Origin of the sequence: Neotamlana laminarinivorans (genome assembly GCF_020523925.1) — a bacterium.
Classification (GTDB): domain Bacteria; phylum Bacteroidota; class Bacteroidia; order Flavobacteriales; family Flavobacteriaceae; genus Neotamlana; species Neotamlana laminarinivorans.
The window spans coordinates 350,457-366,230 of the sequence record NZ_JAJAPW010000002.1; the positions used below are offsets into that span (position 1 = coordinate 350,457).

The window sequence follows — 15,774 nt, forward strand, 5'->3', positions numbered from 1 at the left end:
CCATTCAGAAATTAACCTTTTTAATAATATAAACCCCTTAAAGTTATGTACAAAATTATTACTACCTCACTAGTACTATTATTTACAACTATTTTTTATGCACAAGAAAAACCAACAGCCGAAAACACAGGTTACACTGGTACTCTAACAAATTATACTGGTTCAACAACAATTCAAACAGATAATACTGTTATTGAAAACAAATTAATATCCGGAACTATTCGCATTTATGCAAATAATGTTACTATTAGAAATTGTAAAATTACTACAGGTGGCTTTTATGGTATAGACATTAAAGAAGGTGAAAACATTCTTATAGAAGATTGTGAAATTGAAGGTATGCAAAGTGCCGCAATACTTGGTAGAAACTTTACTGCCAGACGATGCAATATTTGGAATAGCGGTGCAGACGGTATTAAACCATATAGTAACTTTCTTATTGAATCCTGTTATTTTCACCATTTAGGATATGTAGAAGATGCTCATGCCGATGGTATACAATTAGTTAGAGAAGGTGGTGGTATTATCACTGGAAATAACTTTGACATGGGACCTGCTAGCGGTTATAAAAACAGCCAATGCATTATTATTCAATCTAACGATGCAGCTGTTGATGATATTGTAATTGATGGAAACTGGATTAATGGTGGTGGCTATAGCGTTCAAATAAGAGAACGTAATTACGGCCCACCAACCAATATTTCTATTACAAACAATTTGTTTGGTAGAGATGCTCAATTTGGTACTCATATTATAGATGGAGATAACTCAGTTACCAATAACGTTTTTAACTGTAATAGATATGAAGATACTAACGAATTAGTAGAAGGTACAACTTGCGATGAAACATTAAGTACCAACAACATAGAACTCTCTAATAATATTATAAGTTACCCTAACCCGATTACAAACGAACTTTACGTTTTAGAAAATCAAGGCGCTAATTATGAATTGTATAGCAATACAGGAAAATTAATAATGAAAAACACTATTACAAGTAATAACTTTAACGTAAAAACCAATAATCTTACTTCTGGAATTTATGTTTTGAAAATTTTTACAAAAGAAGGTGTAACTACAAAAAAAATAATTAAAAATTAAAATCCATTTAAAAGTATTTAATCCCTAAATCATGATTAACAAATTTAACCTATTTAAAAATTATTCTCTCATAATTTTTGCTTTTTTAACTATAACTATTTACAACTGTACCCCTGAAAATAACACAGATCCTGAGGAGACAGAAGAAGAAATTTCTGAAGAAGAAGAAAATACAGAGGAAGATCCTGAATCATCTGAGGGCACTAGCCAAAGTAGTATTTCTTATTATGATGATCTAATAACTTTTTATTTTTTAGATTCTTATACTGTAGGACAATATGCAAACGGAGATTATTGGGTTTACAATGAAGGATATGATGTTACAATTACACAAATAACGCCTGTATCTCAAAATGTAAGCGGGCGCATAATTAATGGTACAATGATTAACCCTGAAAACAGTGAAAATCAAGGTTATGATAGTAACGCTAGAGATATGGGTTATGAAGACTTTCTAAATGTTGACCCTGGTAACACAAACTCAAACTTAACAGTACCTGCAGGAACATCTATCATCAAATCAATCTCTACAGAATCTGCAGATGGAAGACCTATTATTAGTGATGCTGCTATACTTACTGTAGTTGCCGAAATTCCTTTAGAAAACTCTTTTAGACCTCCATATACAGGTTCAAACAAAACAGCGATAGCAACAACTACAGATTTAAATTTTGATGTTTTAGGAACTCATCCAAGATTAACAGATACATACGATATTGGAGAAGTTACTCATTACTATGATAGAGTTTGGTTAGAGCACAATACAGCATGGACATCCAGAGATATTCATCCTGCCAACCATATGCCTCCATATGGAAGAGATTTAGCTAATAAATCTGCCATCGGTTTAATTCTTTTACAATTAGATTATACTAATGAAGAAAAAACACAACTTTTAATAAACTTAGTCCAATATGGAATTGATATTTATGGTTTAGCTAAAAACGGAGCACAATGGAACAATAGTGGTGGACATAATTTAGGTAGAAAAATGCCTCTTTTATTAGCCGGAAAAGTGTTAGAAAATGATGATATTTTAGCTTATGGAGACAAAGAACAACACTTTATTTTTCAAGACGATCAACAACATTTTTATGTTAGCCAAACGGAAGTAGATATTACTAATAGTGATGCTTGGAGACCCGATGACAGAGCAACACTTACTCCTTACACTACAGACGATATAGGTTTAGCAGAATGGGGAATACATCATGCTGATGAGCCTGAAGAAGATAACGCTAATTGGGGAGCAACTTACCGCAAAATTTGTGGTTATGCTCAAACTTCTCATATTTTAGCCGCAAGACTTATGGATATAGAAGACGACTGGAATTGGTCTCCTGTTTTTGACTATACAGATCGTTTTTATGAATTACAAGTTGATGAATTTGATCCTTTTATATCAACTCTTTATGAAGCTTATAGATAAAAAATAAAATTAAAGAAACAAAAAAACCCTTTTTTAAGATTAAAAAAGGGGTTTTTATTTATACATACCTTAAATTTATTTCTAATTTTTATTCTTGCTCTTTAATTCCAGAATTACTTTCAACGGTTGGAACCTCATCTACATCAAAAGGCTTTCCTAAATACACTAATTGACAACCTCCTTTTATTTCGTCTTCAATTTCTAAACCAAATGATGAAATAATATGCAATTCGCCCTTTAAATCTTTTATAAATAAAGGTATTATATCATCATCTTCGTTTGTTATTTTAATTAAACTTTGGTAATGTTCTTTATCGGTTAAATCTATTTCCTGAATACTTGGGTGTCTTCTCGATAAGGCTAATAATGAGTTAAAATCATCTCTATGAGAAAATAACCCTTCCTTTGGATGGTTATTAACATCAACATCAAGCATTTCTTGTGTGGTAATTAACCTAAACGATCCGTTTTCACCAAATTGGCTTCCAAACTTCTCAATAGCATACTTATTAATATCAGAATTTCCGGTTAAAGCCATTAAATATCCCACATCATTAAGTTCAATATTATCCATGAGCGTATCAGAATAAATATTAGTTGTAATAGCTTCAAGACCCAATTCGCGAGCTTTTTCAATATTACGTTCGTTACTGTCTATAAGCACTACATGGCGACCGTTATTTTCTAAATAATGTCCTAATAATCTAGACACTTTTGAGGCTCCTATAATTAAAATACCTCCAGATTTCTTTAAAAAAACACCAACTAGTTTAGCAAACAATCTCGCTGTTGTTGCATTTAAAAGTACGGTACCTAAAACTATCATAAAAACTAAAGGTGTAATGTATTTAGCATCTTCAACACCCTTATCTGCTAGTGTTAAACCAAATAACGAGGCAATACCAGCAGCTACAATTCCACGAGGGCCTACCCAACTTATAAATAATTTTTCTTTTAATTTTAATTTAGATCCTTGGGTGCTTAAAAACACTCCTATTGGACGAATTATAAATACAACCAAGGCAAATAATATGGCTGCATTCCAATTATAAATAAGCAGTAAGTCTTCAAAATTTATATTGGCAGCTAATAAAATAAACAGAATAGAAATTAATAAAACACTTAGCGATTCTTTAAAATACAATAGCTCTTTTAAGTAAGGCGATTTAGAATTGCCTAAAACCATTCCCATAACCACAACAGCTAATAGTCCCGATTCGTGAGCAAAAACATCAGATAAAATAAAAACACCTAAAACTGCTGCTAAAGCAAAAACATTTAATAAATAATGAGGTACAAGTTTTTTATTAATTATAAAATTTAACGCGTGAGCAAAGGTAAAACCAAAGGTAAAACCAAATAATACAATTTTACCAAACTCAATTAAAGCTGTTTTTGTAAACTCGCCACCTGCACCAACACTAATAAACTCGAATACTAAAACTGCTACCAGCGCTCCAATAGGATCTATTAAAATGCCTTCCCATTTTAATATGGCAGATACATCCTTTTTTAAAGGTATATTTCTTAAAATTGGTGTAATTACAGTTGGTCCTGTAACTATAATTAAGGCAGAAAATAAAAATGAAATTTCCCATGTTAAATAAAACACATGATGTGCAGCAAAAGCTCCACCAAAAAAAGTTACAATAGAACCTAACGTTATAAGTTTTGTAATAACTGGGCCTACATTTTTTATTTCATTAATTTTTAGGGTTAAACCGCCTTCAAAAAGAATTATACTAATGGCTAAAGACACAAAATAAAATAAACTTTCTCCTGGAAATAAGCCTTCTTCACCATTCCAAATAGGCTCTATCCATTTTGTTCCGTCTGATGATAAATATTCTGCAGCAATTGGTCCAACAAGAAGGCCTATTAAAATTAACGGTAAAATAGCAGGAATTTTTAATTTCCAAGCTACCCACTGCGCCAATATTCCTAAAATAATTATTCCTCCTAATGCTACCATATAATGTTGTTATAAAATCACTAAATTAAAAAAATCTTACAAGATTAGGTTTTATAATCTGTTTTGTTCGTGTTTTTTAATTTTTTATTCCCAAATAAATTCTTATTTCATAATAAAATCTTAACATTTTTAAACAATCGTTATAGATTTCTTAATTTTACGTTCTTATGAAATTATACCCAATAAACGCTGGTAATTTTAAGTTAGATGGTGGCGCTATGTTTGGCGTTGTGCCAAAATCTTTATGGCAGCGTACCAATCCTGCAGATGCTAACAATATGATTGATTTAACAGCTCGCTGTTTATTAATTGAAGATGAAAATCGATTAATTTTAATTGATAATGGTATGGGTGATAAGCAATCCGAAAAATTTTTTAGTTACTACTACCAATGGGGCGACTTTAATTTAGATAGTTCTTTAAAAAAATATGGTTTTCATCGTGATGACATTACTGATGTTTTTTTAACACATTTACATTTCGACCATTGTGGAGGTAGCATAAAATGGAACAAAAATAAAACCGGATACGAAACGGCTTTTAAAAATGCCCATTTTTGGAGCAACCAAAACCATTGGCAATGGGCAACACAACCAAATGCACGCGAAAAAGCATCATTTTTAAAAGAAAATATTTTACCTATAGAAGAAAGTGGTCAATTAAAATTTACAAACATTCCAGAAAGCGACTTACTTAAAAAATCGCAGCTAGGTTTCAATATTTTTTTTGCCAATGGCCATACCGATAAACAAATGATTCCGCTAATAAATTATAAAGGCAAAACCATAGCTTTTATGGCCGATTTATTGCCAACTGTTGGGCATTTACCATTACCCTACGTTATGGGTTACGATACCAGACCACTTTTAACGCTCACAGAAAAAGAAAAATTTTTAAATATAGCCGCAGATAATAATTATTATCTATTTTTAGAACACGACGCGCATAACGAAATAATTACAGTAAAACACACCGAAAAAGGAGTTAGGCTTAACGAAACGTTTGTAACTACAGATATATTTTAATTAAATTTCAAAATAAACTCAAAATAAACAAATGAAAATTATTAAACCCTTATTCACTTCTGCCATATTTTCGGCAGTATTATTTGGCTGCGGTACCGGAGCTAACATAATTTCTACACCACCAGAAAATATTGATACTTCACCTTTAAAAGTTTCAGAACTAACAGAAGCCGAAAAGCATAATTGGGGCCATTTAGACATGATTGCCGATACTATTCCTGGTATGAGTGTTGATAAAGCTTACGCTGAAATTATCAAAAACAAAAAAGGAAAAAAAATTATTGTAGCTGTTATTGATTCTGGAATCGATATTGACCATGAAGATTTAAATGATGTTATATGGACCAATGAAGATGAAATACCAAACAACGGAAAAGATGACGATAATAACGGTTATGTTGATGATATTCATGGCTGGAATTTTTTAGGTGAAGGCTATAACGAACAACTAGAATTTGTTCGAATTTTAGCAAAAGGAGATACCAGTAACCCAGATTATGCTGCTGCCCAAGCCGAATACGATTCGCAATACCAAACTTGGTTGGGTAGAAAAACACAATACGACCAAATTTACCAACAAATATTGGCTGCAGACCAAATTTTAGCAAAAGCTACAGGTAAAGAAAAATACACTAAAGAAGATGTTAATGCTATTGAAAGTGAAGACGAAAGCGTACTTCAAGCAAAACAAATGGCGCAATACATGTTTAGTAATGGTATGGAATCTATGGATGAAGCCAAAGAAGAAATTAATTCTGGTTTAGAACAAATTAACGAGCGTTTAAACTATAACCTTAATAAAACGTTTGAAGGTCGTGTAACTGGAGATAACCCAGACGATTTATCTACCAAATTCTACGGTGATGGAAATGTAAAACCAACTGTAAAAACAGAAAGTCATGGTACACACGTAGCCGGAATTATTGCTGCAGAACGCAATAATGGCTTAGGTGCAAATGGTGTAGCTAACAATGTAGAAATTATGAGTATTAGAACCGTGCCTAACGGAGACGAATACGACAAAGATGTAGCACTTGCAATTCGTTATGCTGTAGATAATGGTGCTTCTGTAATTAATGGAAGTTTTGGTAAAAGTTTTTCAACGCATAGCGATTGGGTTCGCGATGCCATTGCTTACGCAAGTGAAAAAGATGTAGTTTTTGTTCATGCAGCAGGTAACGATAGTAAAGATGTAGACACAGAACCTAATTTTCCAGACGATAATATAGATGGAAAAGAAATATCAAATACCTACATACGTGTTGGTGCATTAGCCCCAAAATATGGTTCTGGCATGGTGGCTGGTTTTTCTAACTATGGGAAACAAAATGTTGATGTTTTTGCTCCAGGAGCAAGCGTTTATTCTACAACGCCAGAAAACGAATACGATACTAAAGGCGGTACATCTATGGCTGCTCCTGCTGTTGCTGGTGTTGCTGCTTTAATTCGCTCGTATTATCCCGCTCTAAAAGCTTCACAAGTAAAACAAATTATAATGGATTCTGGCTTAGCATTAAAAACTAAAGTTATTGTTGGTGGCGATACTAGCGATATCCGTTCGTTTTCAGAATTATCAAAATCAGGAAAAATTGTAAATGCTTACAATGCCTTAATTATGGCTTCAAAAATAGCCACTCAATCAAATTAATCAATTATATATGAAACGATCTTTTGTTTTTTTATTAAGTCTTTCTTTTTTATTATCGTGCAGTACAACAAAAGGTGCGGCTCCAACGGTTTCATCACCTCCAAATACAGCTTTGGCTACCAATACTTCAAGTGAAACTACTGGATATTGGCAACAGCATGTAGATTATAAAATGGAGATTGATATGGATGTAAACTCCTATCAATACCAAGGAAAACAACAATTAGTTTACACCAATAATTCACCCGATGTTTTAAATAAAGTATTCTATCATTTATACTTTAATGCTTTTCAACCTGGTAGCGAAATGGATGTACGCTCGCGTACAATTGCAGATCCAGATCGTCGTGTTGAAGATAGAATTAGCAAACTTAAACCTAACGAAATTGGTTATATAAACGTTAATTCTTTAAAACAAAACGGAACCATTTTAAAATACGAAACTGTGGGTACTGTTTTAGAAGTTGAATTAGCAAAACCTATTCAACCAGGTGAAAAAGTAACCTTCGATATGGTTTTTGATGCGCAAGTGCCCGTACAAATTCGTCGTTCTGGTAGAAATAACAAAGAAGGTGTTGCACTTTCAATGACGCAGTGGTACCCAAAATTAGCAGAATACGATTTTGAAGGTTGGCATGCAGACCCATATATTGGTCGTGAGTTTCATGGTGTTTGGGGTAATTTTGATGTAAAACTAACAATAAATAAAAATTATGTTGTTGGTGGTACAGGTTATTTACAAGGAGAGCCAACTGTAAAAGGCAATAAAAAAACCATGCATTTTAAAGCTCCAAACGTACACGATTTTACTTGGGCTGCCGATCCGGAATATATTCACGATACACTACAAATAGAAAATGGCCCATTACTTAATTTTTACTATAAAAAAACACTACCAAAAGAAAATATAAAATTCTGGAAAGAATTTCAACCTAAAGCAGCGGCGTTAATTCAGTATTATTCAGAGCATGTTGGTAAATATCCTTACGAACAATACTCTGTAATTCAAGGTGGCGATGGCGGTATGGAATATGCTATGTGTACTTTAATTACTGGTAAACGAAGTTTTGGCAGTTTAGTTGGTGTTACAGCTCACGAAATGGCACATACTTGGTTTCAATTTTTACTAGCAAGCAACGAGGCAAAACATGAGTGGATGGACGAAGGATTTACAAGTTACATTAGCGATTTAGCAATGAACGAAGTTATGGAAACTAATAAAGAAAACCCTACTGCTGGAGCTTACAGAAACTACCTGTATTTAGCTAAATCTGGTAAAGAGCAACCGTTAACTACACATGCCGATAGATATGCTTACAATCAAGCTTATAGCATTTCGGCTTACAGTAAAGGTGAAGTGTTTTTAGCTCAATTAGGTTATGTAATTGGAGAAGAAAACTTAAAGAAAACCATAAAAAAATATTTTACCGATTTTTCTTTTAAACACCCAAAACCATTAGATATTGTTAGAACTGCCGAAAGAGTTTCTGGTTTAGAACTCGATTGGTATTTAATAGATTTTGGCCAAACAACAAACACTATAGATTATGGTATTACATCTGTTGAAGATAAAACCATAACTTTAGAGCGCATTGGTTTAATGCCAATGCCTATAGATTTAACAGTAACGTACACCGATGGTACAACACAAAATTATTATATACCATTACAAATGATGCGTGGTGAAAAACCAACCACTGCAACCCTTATAAAAGATTGGGCATGGGCATATCCTACCTATACATTTAACGCAGAAAAATCTGTAAAAAGTGTACAAATAGACCCAAGTGGTTTAATGGCAGATATTAACCCAGATAATAATAAAAAATAGATTTAATTTTTATATTAATTTTAAAAACCTTCTGTTAAAACAGAAGGTTTTTAATTTTTATATTTTACATACCTTTGGCAAATAAAAGCACAATAATTGCGTCTTACCTACCCTAAAAACGAAAAATTAAAAAGCAAAACGCTTATAGACGAACTATTTAACAGTGGTAAATCGGTTTCGTCCTACCCCTTGCGTTTAGTATATTTACCAACAACATTTAAAGAAAATATACAAGCTAAAACAGGTGTTTCGGTAAGTAAGCGTAATTTTAAAACTGCGGTAGCTAGAAATCGTATAAAACGTTTAATGCGTGAAGCTTATAGGTTAAATAAACCCGATATATTTAACAATTTATCAACGCCACATGCGTTTATGATTTTGTACATTGGTAAAGAAATACCAAACTTTAACCTTGTAAATACTAAAATGAAGCAACTTTTCGAGAAATTTTCGAATAAAAGCCAAGCCTAATAAAAATTCGTTCATGAAAAAATTATTAAAAAGAAAAGTAATTATCCCCGTTTTACTTTGTGCTGTGTTTTTAACAACATCGGCATTTAAAAACGATTTTTTTGAAATTGCAAAGCAAATTGAAATATTTACCACCTTGTTTAAAGAAATTAACATGAATTATGTTGATGATACTAATCCTGGTGAACTCATGGATACTGCTATAAAAAGCATGCTTGCCGATTTAGACCCATACACCAATTTCATGAACGAACAAGATGTTGAAGCCGCAAGAATAAACAATACCGGCGATTATACAGGTATTGGTGCCAAAGTTAAAACCTTAAAAGACAAACTTGTTATAATTGAGCCTTACAAAGATTATCCTGCCGATAAAGCTGGACTTAAAGCAGGTGACGAAATTATTAAAGTTGGCAACACTTCTATTTTAGATTATAAAGACGATGCGGGTAACTTATTAAAAGGTACTGCCGGATCGCAAGTTGAAGTAACTTTTAATAGACAAGGCAAAACACAAACTACAACCATTAAACGCGCGGAGGTAGAAATTAAAGCTGTCCCGCATTTTTCCATGGTTAACGACAAAACCGGTTACATAGTTTTAAGTGCATTTAGTCGTAAAGCACATGCAGAAACTAATTATGCATTACGCGATTTAAAAGCGCAAGGCGCAAAGCGTATTATTTTGGATTTACGCGGTAATCCTGGTGGATTGGTTAACGAAGCTATTAACATTGTAAATCTTTTTGTACCCAAAGGTCAATTAGTAGTAACTACAAAATCTAAAGTAGAAAAATACAATAAAACATACTACACACAAAACGATCCTATAGATACCGAAATTCCATTAGTAATTTTAATTGATGGTAAAAGTGCCTCAGCTAGCGAAATTGTTTCTGGTGCACTTCAAGATTTAGATCGTGCAGTAATAGTAGGCTCAAGAAGCTTTGGTAAAGGCTTAGTGCAGCGCCCAAAAGAACTCACTTATGGTACACAAGTAAAAATTACCATTTCGCGTTATTACACACCATCTGGTCGATGTATTCAAGCTTTAGATTATTGGCACCGTAATGAAAACGGAGAGGCTGTTCGTGTAAAACAAGAAAATTACAACGAATTTAAAACTAAAAACGGACGTAAAGTTTTTGATGGTGGTGGTGTTTTCCCAGATGTTTTAATAGGAAGTTATAAAACCTCACCCATAACATCTGCAATTGTTAATAACGATTTAGTTTTTAATTACGCTACAAATTACCATTACAAACATAAAATTAAAGACATTAACAATTTAAAATTAAACGATAACGATTTTAAAGACTTTAAAAATTATTTAAAAACTAACAATTTTACTTTTGAAACCGATACCGAAAAAGCGCTTAAAAAAGCATTTGAAGTCGCAAAAAAAGAAGAATTAAACGATAATATACAAACCGATTATAATACCTTAATCTCAAATTTAAACAAATCTAAATCTACGGTAATCGATGAAAACAAAAACTATTTATTAAATAAAATTACCGAAGAAATTGTAAAACAATATGCTTATCGCGAAGGCTTATACGAATATTATAAAATTCACGATAACGAAATTAAAAAAGCAACAGAAATACTTGGCAACCTAAGTACCTATTCTGGATATTTAAATTAAAATACCGTTGAAATATGCTGTATAACAGGATATAGCTTCGATTTCAATTAAAAATATTATATTTATCACATAGGTTGCTATGAACAAAGTTTTAATAATTATACTTCTCAATTTTATTTCAATTTTAAGTTTTTCGCAAGAAAATTTAAAACACGAAGTCTATTTTGAAACTGATGAATATAACGTACCAAATACCGAAAAAAACAGGTTGCTTTTATTTATATCAAACTTAACAGATGTAAATATAGAATCGGTTTCAATTTTTGGTTTCTGTGATGATAGAGGTGCAGACACTTACAACTTAAAATTATCTCAACAGCGCGCAAACGCTATAAAAACCATTTTTTCTGAAAACGAAATAAGCGAATCTTTAATAACAAATGTTGATGGTAAAGGTGAAATTTTATTAAAAGTAGTTAAAGAAGAAAACTTACTAAAAATTCGTGGTTTAAACCGTAAAGTTGAAATTATAGTAAAGCCAAAACCAAAAGAACCCGTTGTTGAAATTGCCGATAATACTAAAAAATCAATTGAAGCAAAAAAAGAAAAATCGATAATTGATAAAATCAACGAAAGTGAAAAAGGCAATAAAATTGTTTTAGATAACATATTATTTAAAACAGGTTATGCTACTGTTACACCAGATTCAAAAAAAATACTTACCGAAATAGCCGAAGCTTTAGTAGCCAGACCAGATATTTACTTTACAATACAAGGTCACGTTTGTTGCACACAATATACACGTGATGCTATTGACAGAAAAACCAAAAAACGCAATCTATCTGAAGCACGGGCAAAATATGTTTACGATTATTTTGCGAAAAAAGGAGTTGAAAAAAAACGAATGAGACATTTAGGAATGCGGCGTAAATTCCCTTTAGGTGGCGATCCTAAATACGATCGTCGTGTAGAAATTGTAATCAACTACGTTGATAATGCCAACTAAATGTTATGCGCTTCAAAACCTTATATGTATGCATTATTTTAATTGTTTTTCAGTTAAAATTAATAGCGCAAACTTATGTTCCAGATAATAATTTTGAACAAGCATTAATTAATTTAGGTTACGATACAGCTCCACTCGATAATTTTGTTCCCACAGCTAATATAAACACCATTACAAACTTAGATGTTTCTGAACAAAATATAAGCGATTTAACAGGAATAGAAGATTTTACAAGCCTAATAAGTTTAGACTGCTCACAAAATATATTAACTACCTTAAATGTATCTCAAAATAGCTTATTAACAGAGTTATTTATTCACGATAACTTGCTAACAAATATTGATGTTTCAAACCTTACAGCTCTAAAAATTTTATGGTGTTACTCAAACAATTTAAACACTTTAAATGTTATTAACAATACAAGTTTAATTTCATTAGTTTGCTGGAACAATAATCTATCCATTTTAAACGTAACTAATAATACAGCATTAACCGTATTAGTTTGCGAAGAAAATAATATATCAAACCTAGATATAACTCAAAATACAGCTTTAAATAGATTACAGTGTGGTAACAACACATTAAATAATTTAAACCTAAAAGAAAATACAAATTTAACCTATTTGGCTTGTGAAAATAACCAACTAACAACACTCGATATTAGTGAAAATAAAGCGCTAAAAACAGTAATTTGTAGTAATAATAATTTTAAAACGCTTGATTTTTCTAAGAATTTAAACCTATCTTATTTAGATTGTAATACAAACGAATTATGTACCTTAAACGTTAAAAACGGTAATAATTCTGCTATAAATTTTATAGATTTTAGCAATAACAATTTTTTAAATTGTGTAGTTGTAGATAATGAAAATGCCGATTTTAGTACTTGGCAACCGACTAATTTTAACAATTATACAAATACTGTTGAAACTTGTAATGTTTTTGTTCCGGTAGATGAACTTGATGATTTTATAGGAACAACATACACCTTACCAACTTTAACAAACGGTAACTATTTCACCGAATCTGAAGCCAACGGAACACCTTTAAGCGCTGGAAATGTTATTAACCAATCGCAATTAATTTACATTTATAATGCAACCGTATGCGATAGTAATGAGTCTAGTTTTTATGTTTTTATAACAGATTCAGATTATTATATTCCAAAATATTTTACACCTAATAACGATGGTAGCCACGACTTATGGCAGATTATAGATAATACTAATTCTATTAACACAATTAGTATTTACAATAAATACGGAAAACTTATAAAATTTTTAGCACAAGGTATTTTAGAATGGGATGGCACTTTTAAAGGTAACCATTTACCAACCGATGATTATTGGTATGTTATAAATTTTAATACTGGTGAAGTTTTACGTGGCCATTTTACATTAAAACGCTAATTTTTAAGCATTGCTATATGCGGTATACCGTCTTCAAGATACTCCTCTCCTATTTCGTTAAATCCTAAGCTGTTATAAAACTTTTTTAAATAACATTGTGCAGAAATTTTTATTTCTGTTTCGTTAAAATAATTACTAACCGCGGTTATTGAAGCTTTCATTATATCGTAACCGTATTTATGTTTTCGTTCGTTTTTCGCTACTACTACTCTACCAATGCTTGATTTTTCAAAATAATAACCAGGTTTAAAAATACGTGTATAAGCCACTATTTTTTCATTTTTAAAACCTAAAACATGAATCGCTTTTTGGTCTTTATAATCTATATCTTGATAAACACAATCTTGTTCTACTACAAATACCTCGCTTCTTAATTGTAATATATTATACAGCTCGTTGGTAGTAAGTTCGTTAAATGTTTTAGTTTGTATGGTTAGCATATATAAGTTTTACTAATTAATGGTTGTCACCTTAAGCGTAGTCGAAAGTTTTTAAAAAATAAGAATAAGGTTTCGACTACGCTCAACCAGACATTAAAAGTAATATTCTATCATATTAAAAAATTAATCCTGAACAATAATATCTTTTATATCATCTTTATTAAACTCAGGTTGAATAGTAACGTGGTTAATATTAAACTTTTCTTGTAATACAGTTTCAATTGTTAATAAAATAGCATCAAATTCTGTGATGGTAACATCTTCAATTAAATCTAAATGTGCTTCTAAATGCAATTCATCATCACTTAAATTCCAGATGTGTACATGATGTAATTTTTTTACTTTTGGTAACTTGTTAACTTCGTTTACAACTTCTTTAATATCAATATTTTCGGGTGTAAATAACATTAACATTTTGGTAGAAGATTTTAATAAAAAATAACCTACCCAAATTAAATACAAAGCAATTAAAAAAGTGAGTAAACTATCTACCCAAAACATATTAAAGTACTTCATTAACAAGCCACCAACTAAAACAGCAATACTTGCTAACATATCTGTTAATAAGTGTATATAAGCAGATTTTATATTAATATTATTACTAGATTCTTTTTTTAGCAAATACACACTAAATCCGTTTCCTAAAATAGCCACAAGCGCAAGTATTATAACTAAATTAGATTCAATGATTTGCGGATTTTTAAAACGCTGCACAGCTTCTTTAATTAAAACAATAGCAACAATTATTAAAGTAGAAGCATTTATGAAAGCTGCTAAAATTTCGGCACGTTTATAACCAAAAGTTCGTTGTTCTGAAGCGCGTTTATTAGTTAATTTCCTAGCTATATAGCTTACTATTAAAGATATAACATCGCTAAAATTATGCAATGCATCGCTTAATAAAGATAAACTACCAGAAATTAAACCTCCAATAACTTGAGATGCTGTAATAAGTACATTTAAAAATATAGAAATTAACAGGTTTCTCCCTTTTAAATCTGGATGATGATGAACATGGTTATGCGAATAGTTGTGTTCCATTCATATTAACAAGATAACGGAATTTTATCTACACGTCGTTGATGACGACCGCCTTCAAATTCTGTATTTAAAAAAGTTTCAACCATTTCAACAGCTTGTTCTATAGCTGTAAATCGTGAAGGAATGCATAATATATTAGCATTATTATGCCCACGAATAAGTTCAACTATTTCTTTAGTCCAACATAAACCAGCACGAATACCTTGATGTTTATTAGCTGTTATAGCAACACCATTGGCACTACCACAAATTAAAATACCAAAAGTAGCTTTTTTGTTGGTAACATCTGTGGCAACTGGATGAACAAAATCTGGATAATCTACACTATCTTTACTATCTGTACCGTGATTTAAAACGGTATATCCTCTTTCTTCAAGATATTTTACAATTGCGAATTTATAATCGGTACCAGCGTGGTCGTTTCCTATAGAAATTGTCATTTTTTTATACTTTAATATATGTATACAAAGGTAACGAATTAGTATTTAGATAGCTATCTGATAAAAAAACTTATCATTTATTTTAACATGTTAATAACCTCATATTTTTTACAAAAGCTGTGCATTAGTTTTTCATTACATGTTAATAACTGTTAATATGTTTTTAAAACATTTATTAGGTTTTTATCTAAAAAATTACAATCCGTAACGTTATCGTAACATACAAATTAGTTAATGTAAATTTTTGGTTAACTTATTAGCACTAAAATGTGCAGTTATAAGCACTATTAACAAACCATATTTATTAAAAATTAACAGTTAATTATGTTATTAACAATTGTTAATAGTAATATAGAAAACATCTAAAAACAAA

At 31.1% G+C, this 15,774-nt stretch carries 13 protein-coding genes; 9 read left to right on the forward strand and 4 right to left on the reverse strand.

Going from position 1 to position 15,774, the window contains the following annotated elements; all coding sequences use genetic code 11:
• Nucleotides 1-45: 45 nt before the first annotated feature.
• Both LG649_RS05325 and LG649_RS05330 read left to right on the forward strand, forming a co-directional pair.
• On the forward strand, nucleotides 46-1,101 hold the full coding sequence (locus tag LG649_RS05325) for a right-handed parallel beta-helix repeat-containing protein (RefSeq protein ID WP_226541908.1): 1,056 nt from the start codon (nucleotides 46-48) through the stop codon (nucleotides 1,099-1,101).
• A gap of 31 nt (nucleotides 1,102-1,132) precedes the next feature.
• Nucleotides 1,133-2,530, forward strand: a complete 1,398-nt coding sequence (locus LG649_RS05330) for a hypothetical protein (RefSeq protein WP_226541910.1) — start codon at nucleotides 1,133-1,135, stop codon at nucleotides 2,528-2,530.
• Nucleotides 2,531-2,618: 88 nt separating this feature from the next.
• Here the strand turns inward: LG649_RS05330 and LG649_RS05335 are convergent, their stop codons facing one another.
• Nucleotides 2,619-4,502, reverse strand: coding sequence for a cation:proton antiporter (locus LG649_RS05335; RefSeq protein WP_226541911.1), 1,884 nt, complete (start codon nucleotides 4,500-4,502; stop codon nucleotides 2,619-2,621).
• Nucleotides 4,503-4,669: 167 nt separating this feature from the next.
• Between LG649_RS05335 and LG649_RS05340 the strand changes: the two genes are divergently transcribed.
• The 7 genes from LG649_RS05340 to LG649_RS05370 all read left to right on the forward strand — a co-directional run bounded on the left by LG649_RS05340 (nucleotide 4,670) and on the right by LG649_RS05370 (nucleotide 13,480).
• Nucleotides 4,670-5,527 carry an MBL fold metallo-hydrolase gene (locus tag LG649_RS05340; RefSeq protein ID WP_226541913.1) on the forward strand — a complete coding sequence of 286 codons (858 nt, stop codon included), beginning with the start codon at nucleotides 4,670-4,672 and terminating at the stop codon, nucleotides 5,525-5,527.
• A 31-nt stretch (nucleotides 5,528-5,558) separates the two neighbouring features.
• Nucleotides 5,559-7,175, forward strand: coding sequence for a S8 family peptidase (locus tag LG649_RS05345; RefSeq protein ID WP_226541915.1), 1,617 nt, complete (start codon nucleotides 5,559-5,561; stop codon nucleotides 7,173-7,175).
• Nucleotides 7,176-7,185: 10 nt separating this feature from the next.
• Entirely contained in the window at nucleotides 7,186-9,006 is a 1,821-nt protein-coding gene (locus tag LG649_RS05350) for a M1 family metallopeptidase (protein ID WP_226541917.1), read from the forward strand.
• A gap of 96 nt (nucleotides 9,007-9,102) precedes the next feature.
• Nucleotides 9,103-9,477, forward strand: coding sequence for a ribonuclease P protein component (rnpA, locus tag LG649_RS05355; RefSeq protein WP_226541919.1), 375 nt, complete (start codon nucleotides 9,103-9,105; stop codon nucleotides 9,475-9,477).
• 13 nt (nucleotides 9,478-9,490) lie between these two features.
• Nucleotides 9,491-11,125 (forward strand): S41 family peptidase, encoded by a 1,635-nt coding sequence (locus tag LG649_RS05360; RefSeq protein ID WP_226541921.1) that lies wholly within the window; start codon nucleotides 9,491-9,493, stop codon nucleotides 11,123-11,125.
• Between the two features lie 79 nt (nucleotides 11,126-11,204).
• Nucleotides 11,205-12,071 carry an OmpA family protein gene (locus LG649_RS05365; RefSeq protein ID WP_226541923.1) on the forward strand — a complete coding sequence of 289 codons (867 nt, stop codon included), beginning with the start codon at nucleotides 11,205-11,207 and terminating at the stop codon, nucleotides 12,069-12,071.
• 5 nt (nucleotides 12,072-12,076) lie between these two features.
• Nucleotides 12,077-13,480, forward strand: coding sequence for a T9SS type B sorting domain-containing protein (locus LG649_RS05370; protein WP_226541925.1), 1,404 nt, complete (start codon nucleotides 12,077-12,079; stop codon nucleotides 13,478-13,480).
• On the opposite strand, the gene LG649_RS05375 is transcribed toward LG649_RS05370, so the two are convergent.
• The 3 genes from LG649_RS05375 to rpiB form a co-directional block, all read right to left on the reverse strand.
• Nucleotides 13,477-13,920, reverse strand: a complete 444-nt coding sequence (locus LG649_RS05375) for a GNAT family N-acetyltransferase (RefSeq protein WP_226541927.1) — start codon at nucleotides 13,918-13,920, stop codon at nucleotides 13,477-13,479. The genes LG649_RS05370 and LG649_RS05375 overlap by 4 nt on opposite strands.
• A 123-nt stretch (nucleotides 13,921-14,043) precedes the next feature.
• Nucleotides 14,044-14,961 carry a cation diffusion facilitator family transporter gene (locus LG649_RS05380; RefSeq protein ID WP_226541935.1) on the reverse strand — a complete coding sequence of 306 codons (918 nt, stop codon included), beginning with the start codon at nucleotides 14,959-14,961 and terminating at the stop codon, nucleotides 14,044-14,046.
• Between the two features lie 5 nt (nucleotides 14,962-14,966).
• Nucleotides 14,967-15,401: a ribose 5-phosphate isomerase B gene (rpiB, locus tag LG649_RS05385; RefSeq protein WP_226541937.1), complete on the reverse strand. Its 435-nt coding sequence runs from the start codon at nucleotides 15,399-15,401 to the stop codon at nucleotides 14,967-14,969.
• Nucleotides 15,402-15,774 lie beyond the last annotated feature (373 nt).

Excerpts from the sequence above, each read along its gene's own strand:
- LG649_RS05330 (WP_226541910.1), top strand. The coding sequence starts at position 1,133 with ATGATTAACAAATTTAACCTATTTAAAAATTATTCTCTCATAATTTTT.
- LG649_RS05365 (WP_226541923.1), top strand. The coding sequence starts at position 11,205 with ATGAACAAAGTTTTAATAATTATACTTCTCAATTTTATTTCAATTTTA.
- LG649_RS05325 (WP_226541908.1), top strand. The coding sequence starts at position 46 with ATGTACAAAATTATTACTACCTCACTAGTACTATTATTTACAACTATT.
- LG649_RS05345 (WP_226541915.1), top strand. The coding sequence starts at position 5,559 with ATGAAAATTATTAAACCCTTATTCACTTCTGCCATATTTTCGGCAGTA.
- LG649_RS05350 (WP_226541917.1), top strand. The coding sequence starts at position 7,186 with ATGAAACGATCTTTTGTTTTTTTATTAAGTCTTTCTTTTTTATTATCG.
- rpiB (WP_226541937.1), bottom strand. The coding sequence starts at position 15,401 with ATGACAATTTCTATAGGAAACGACCACGCTGGTACCGATTATAAATTC.
- LG649_RS05335 (WP_226541911.1), bottom strand. The coding sequence starts at position 4,502 with ATGGTAGCATTAGGAGGAATAATTATTTTAGGAATATTGGCGCAGTGG.
- LG649_RS05380 (WP_226541935.1), bottom strand. The coding sequence starts at position 14,961 with ATGGAACACAACTATTCGCATAACCATGTTCATCATCATCCAGATTTA.
- LG649_RS05360 (WP_226541921.1), top strand. The coding sequence starts at position 9,491 with ATGAAAAAATTATTAAAAAGAAAAGTAATTATCCCCGTTTTACTTTGT.
- LG649_RS05340 (WP_226541913.1), top strand. The coding sequence starts at position 4,670 with ATGAAATTATACCCAATAAACGCTGGTAATTTTAAGTTAGATGGTGGC.
- LG649_RS05375 (WP_226541927.1), bottom strand. The coding sequence starts at position 13,920 with ATGCTAACCATACAAACTAAAACATTTAACGAACTTACTACCAACGAG.
- LG649_RS05370 (WP_226541925.1), top strand. The coding sequence starts at position 12,077 with ATGCGCTTCAAAACCTTATATGTATGCATTATTTTAATTGTTTTTCAG.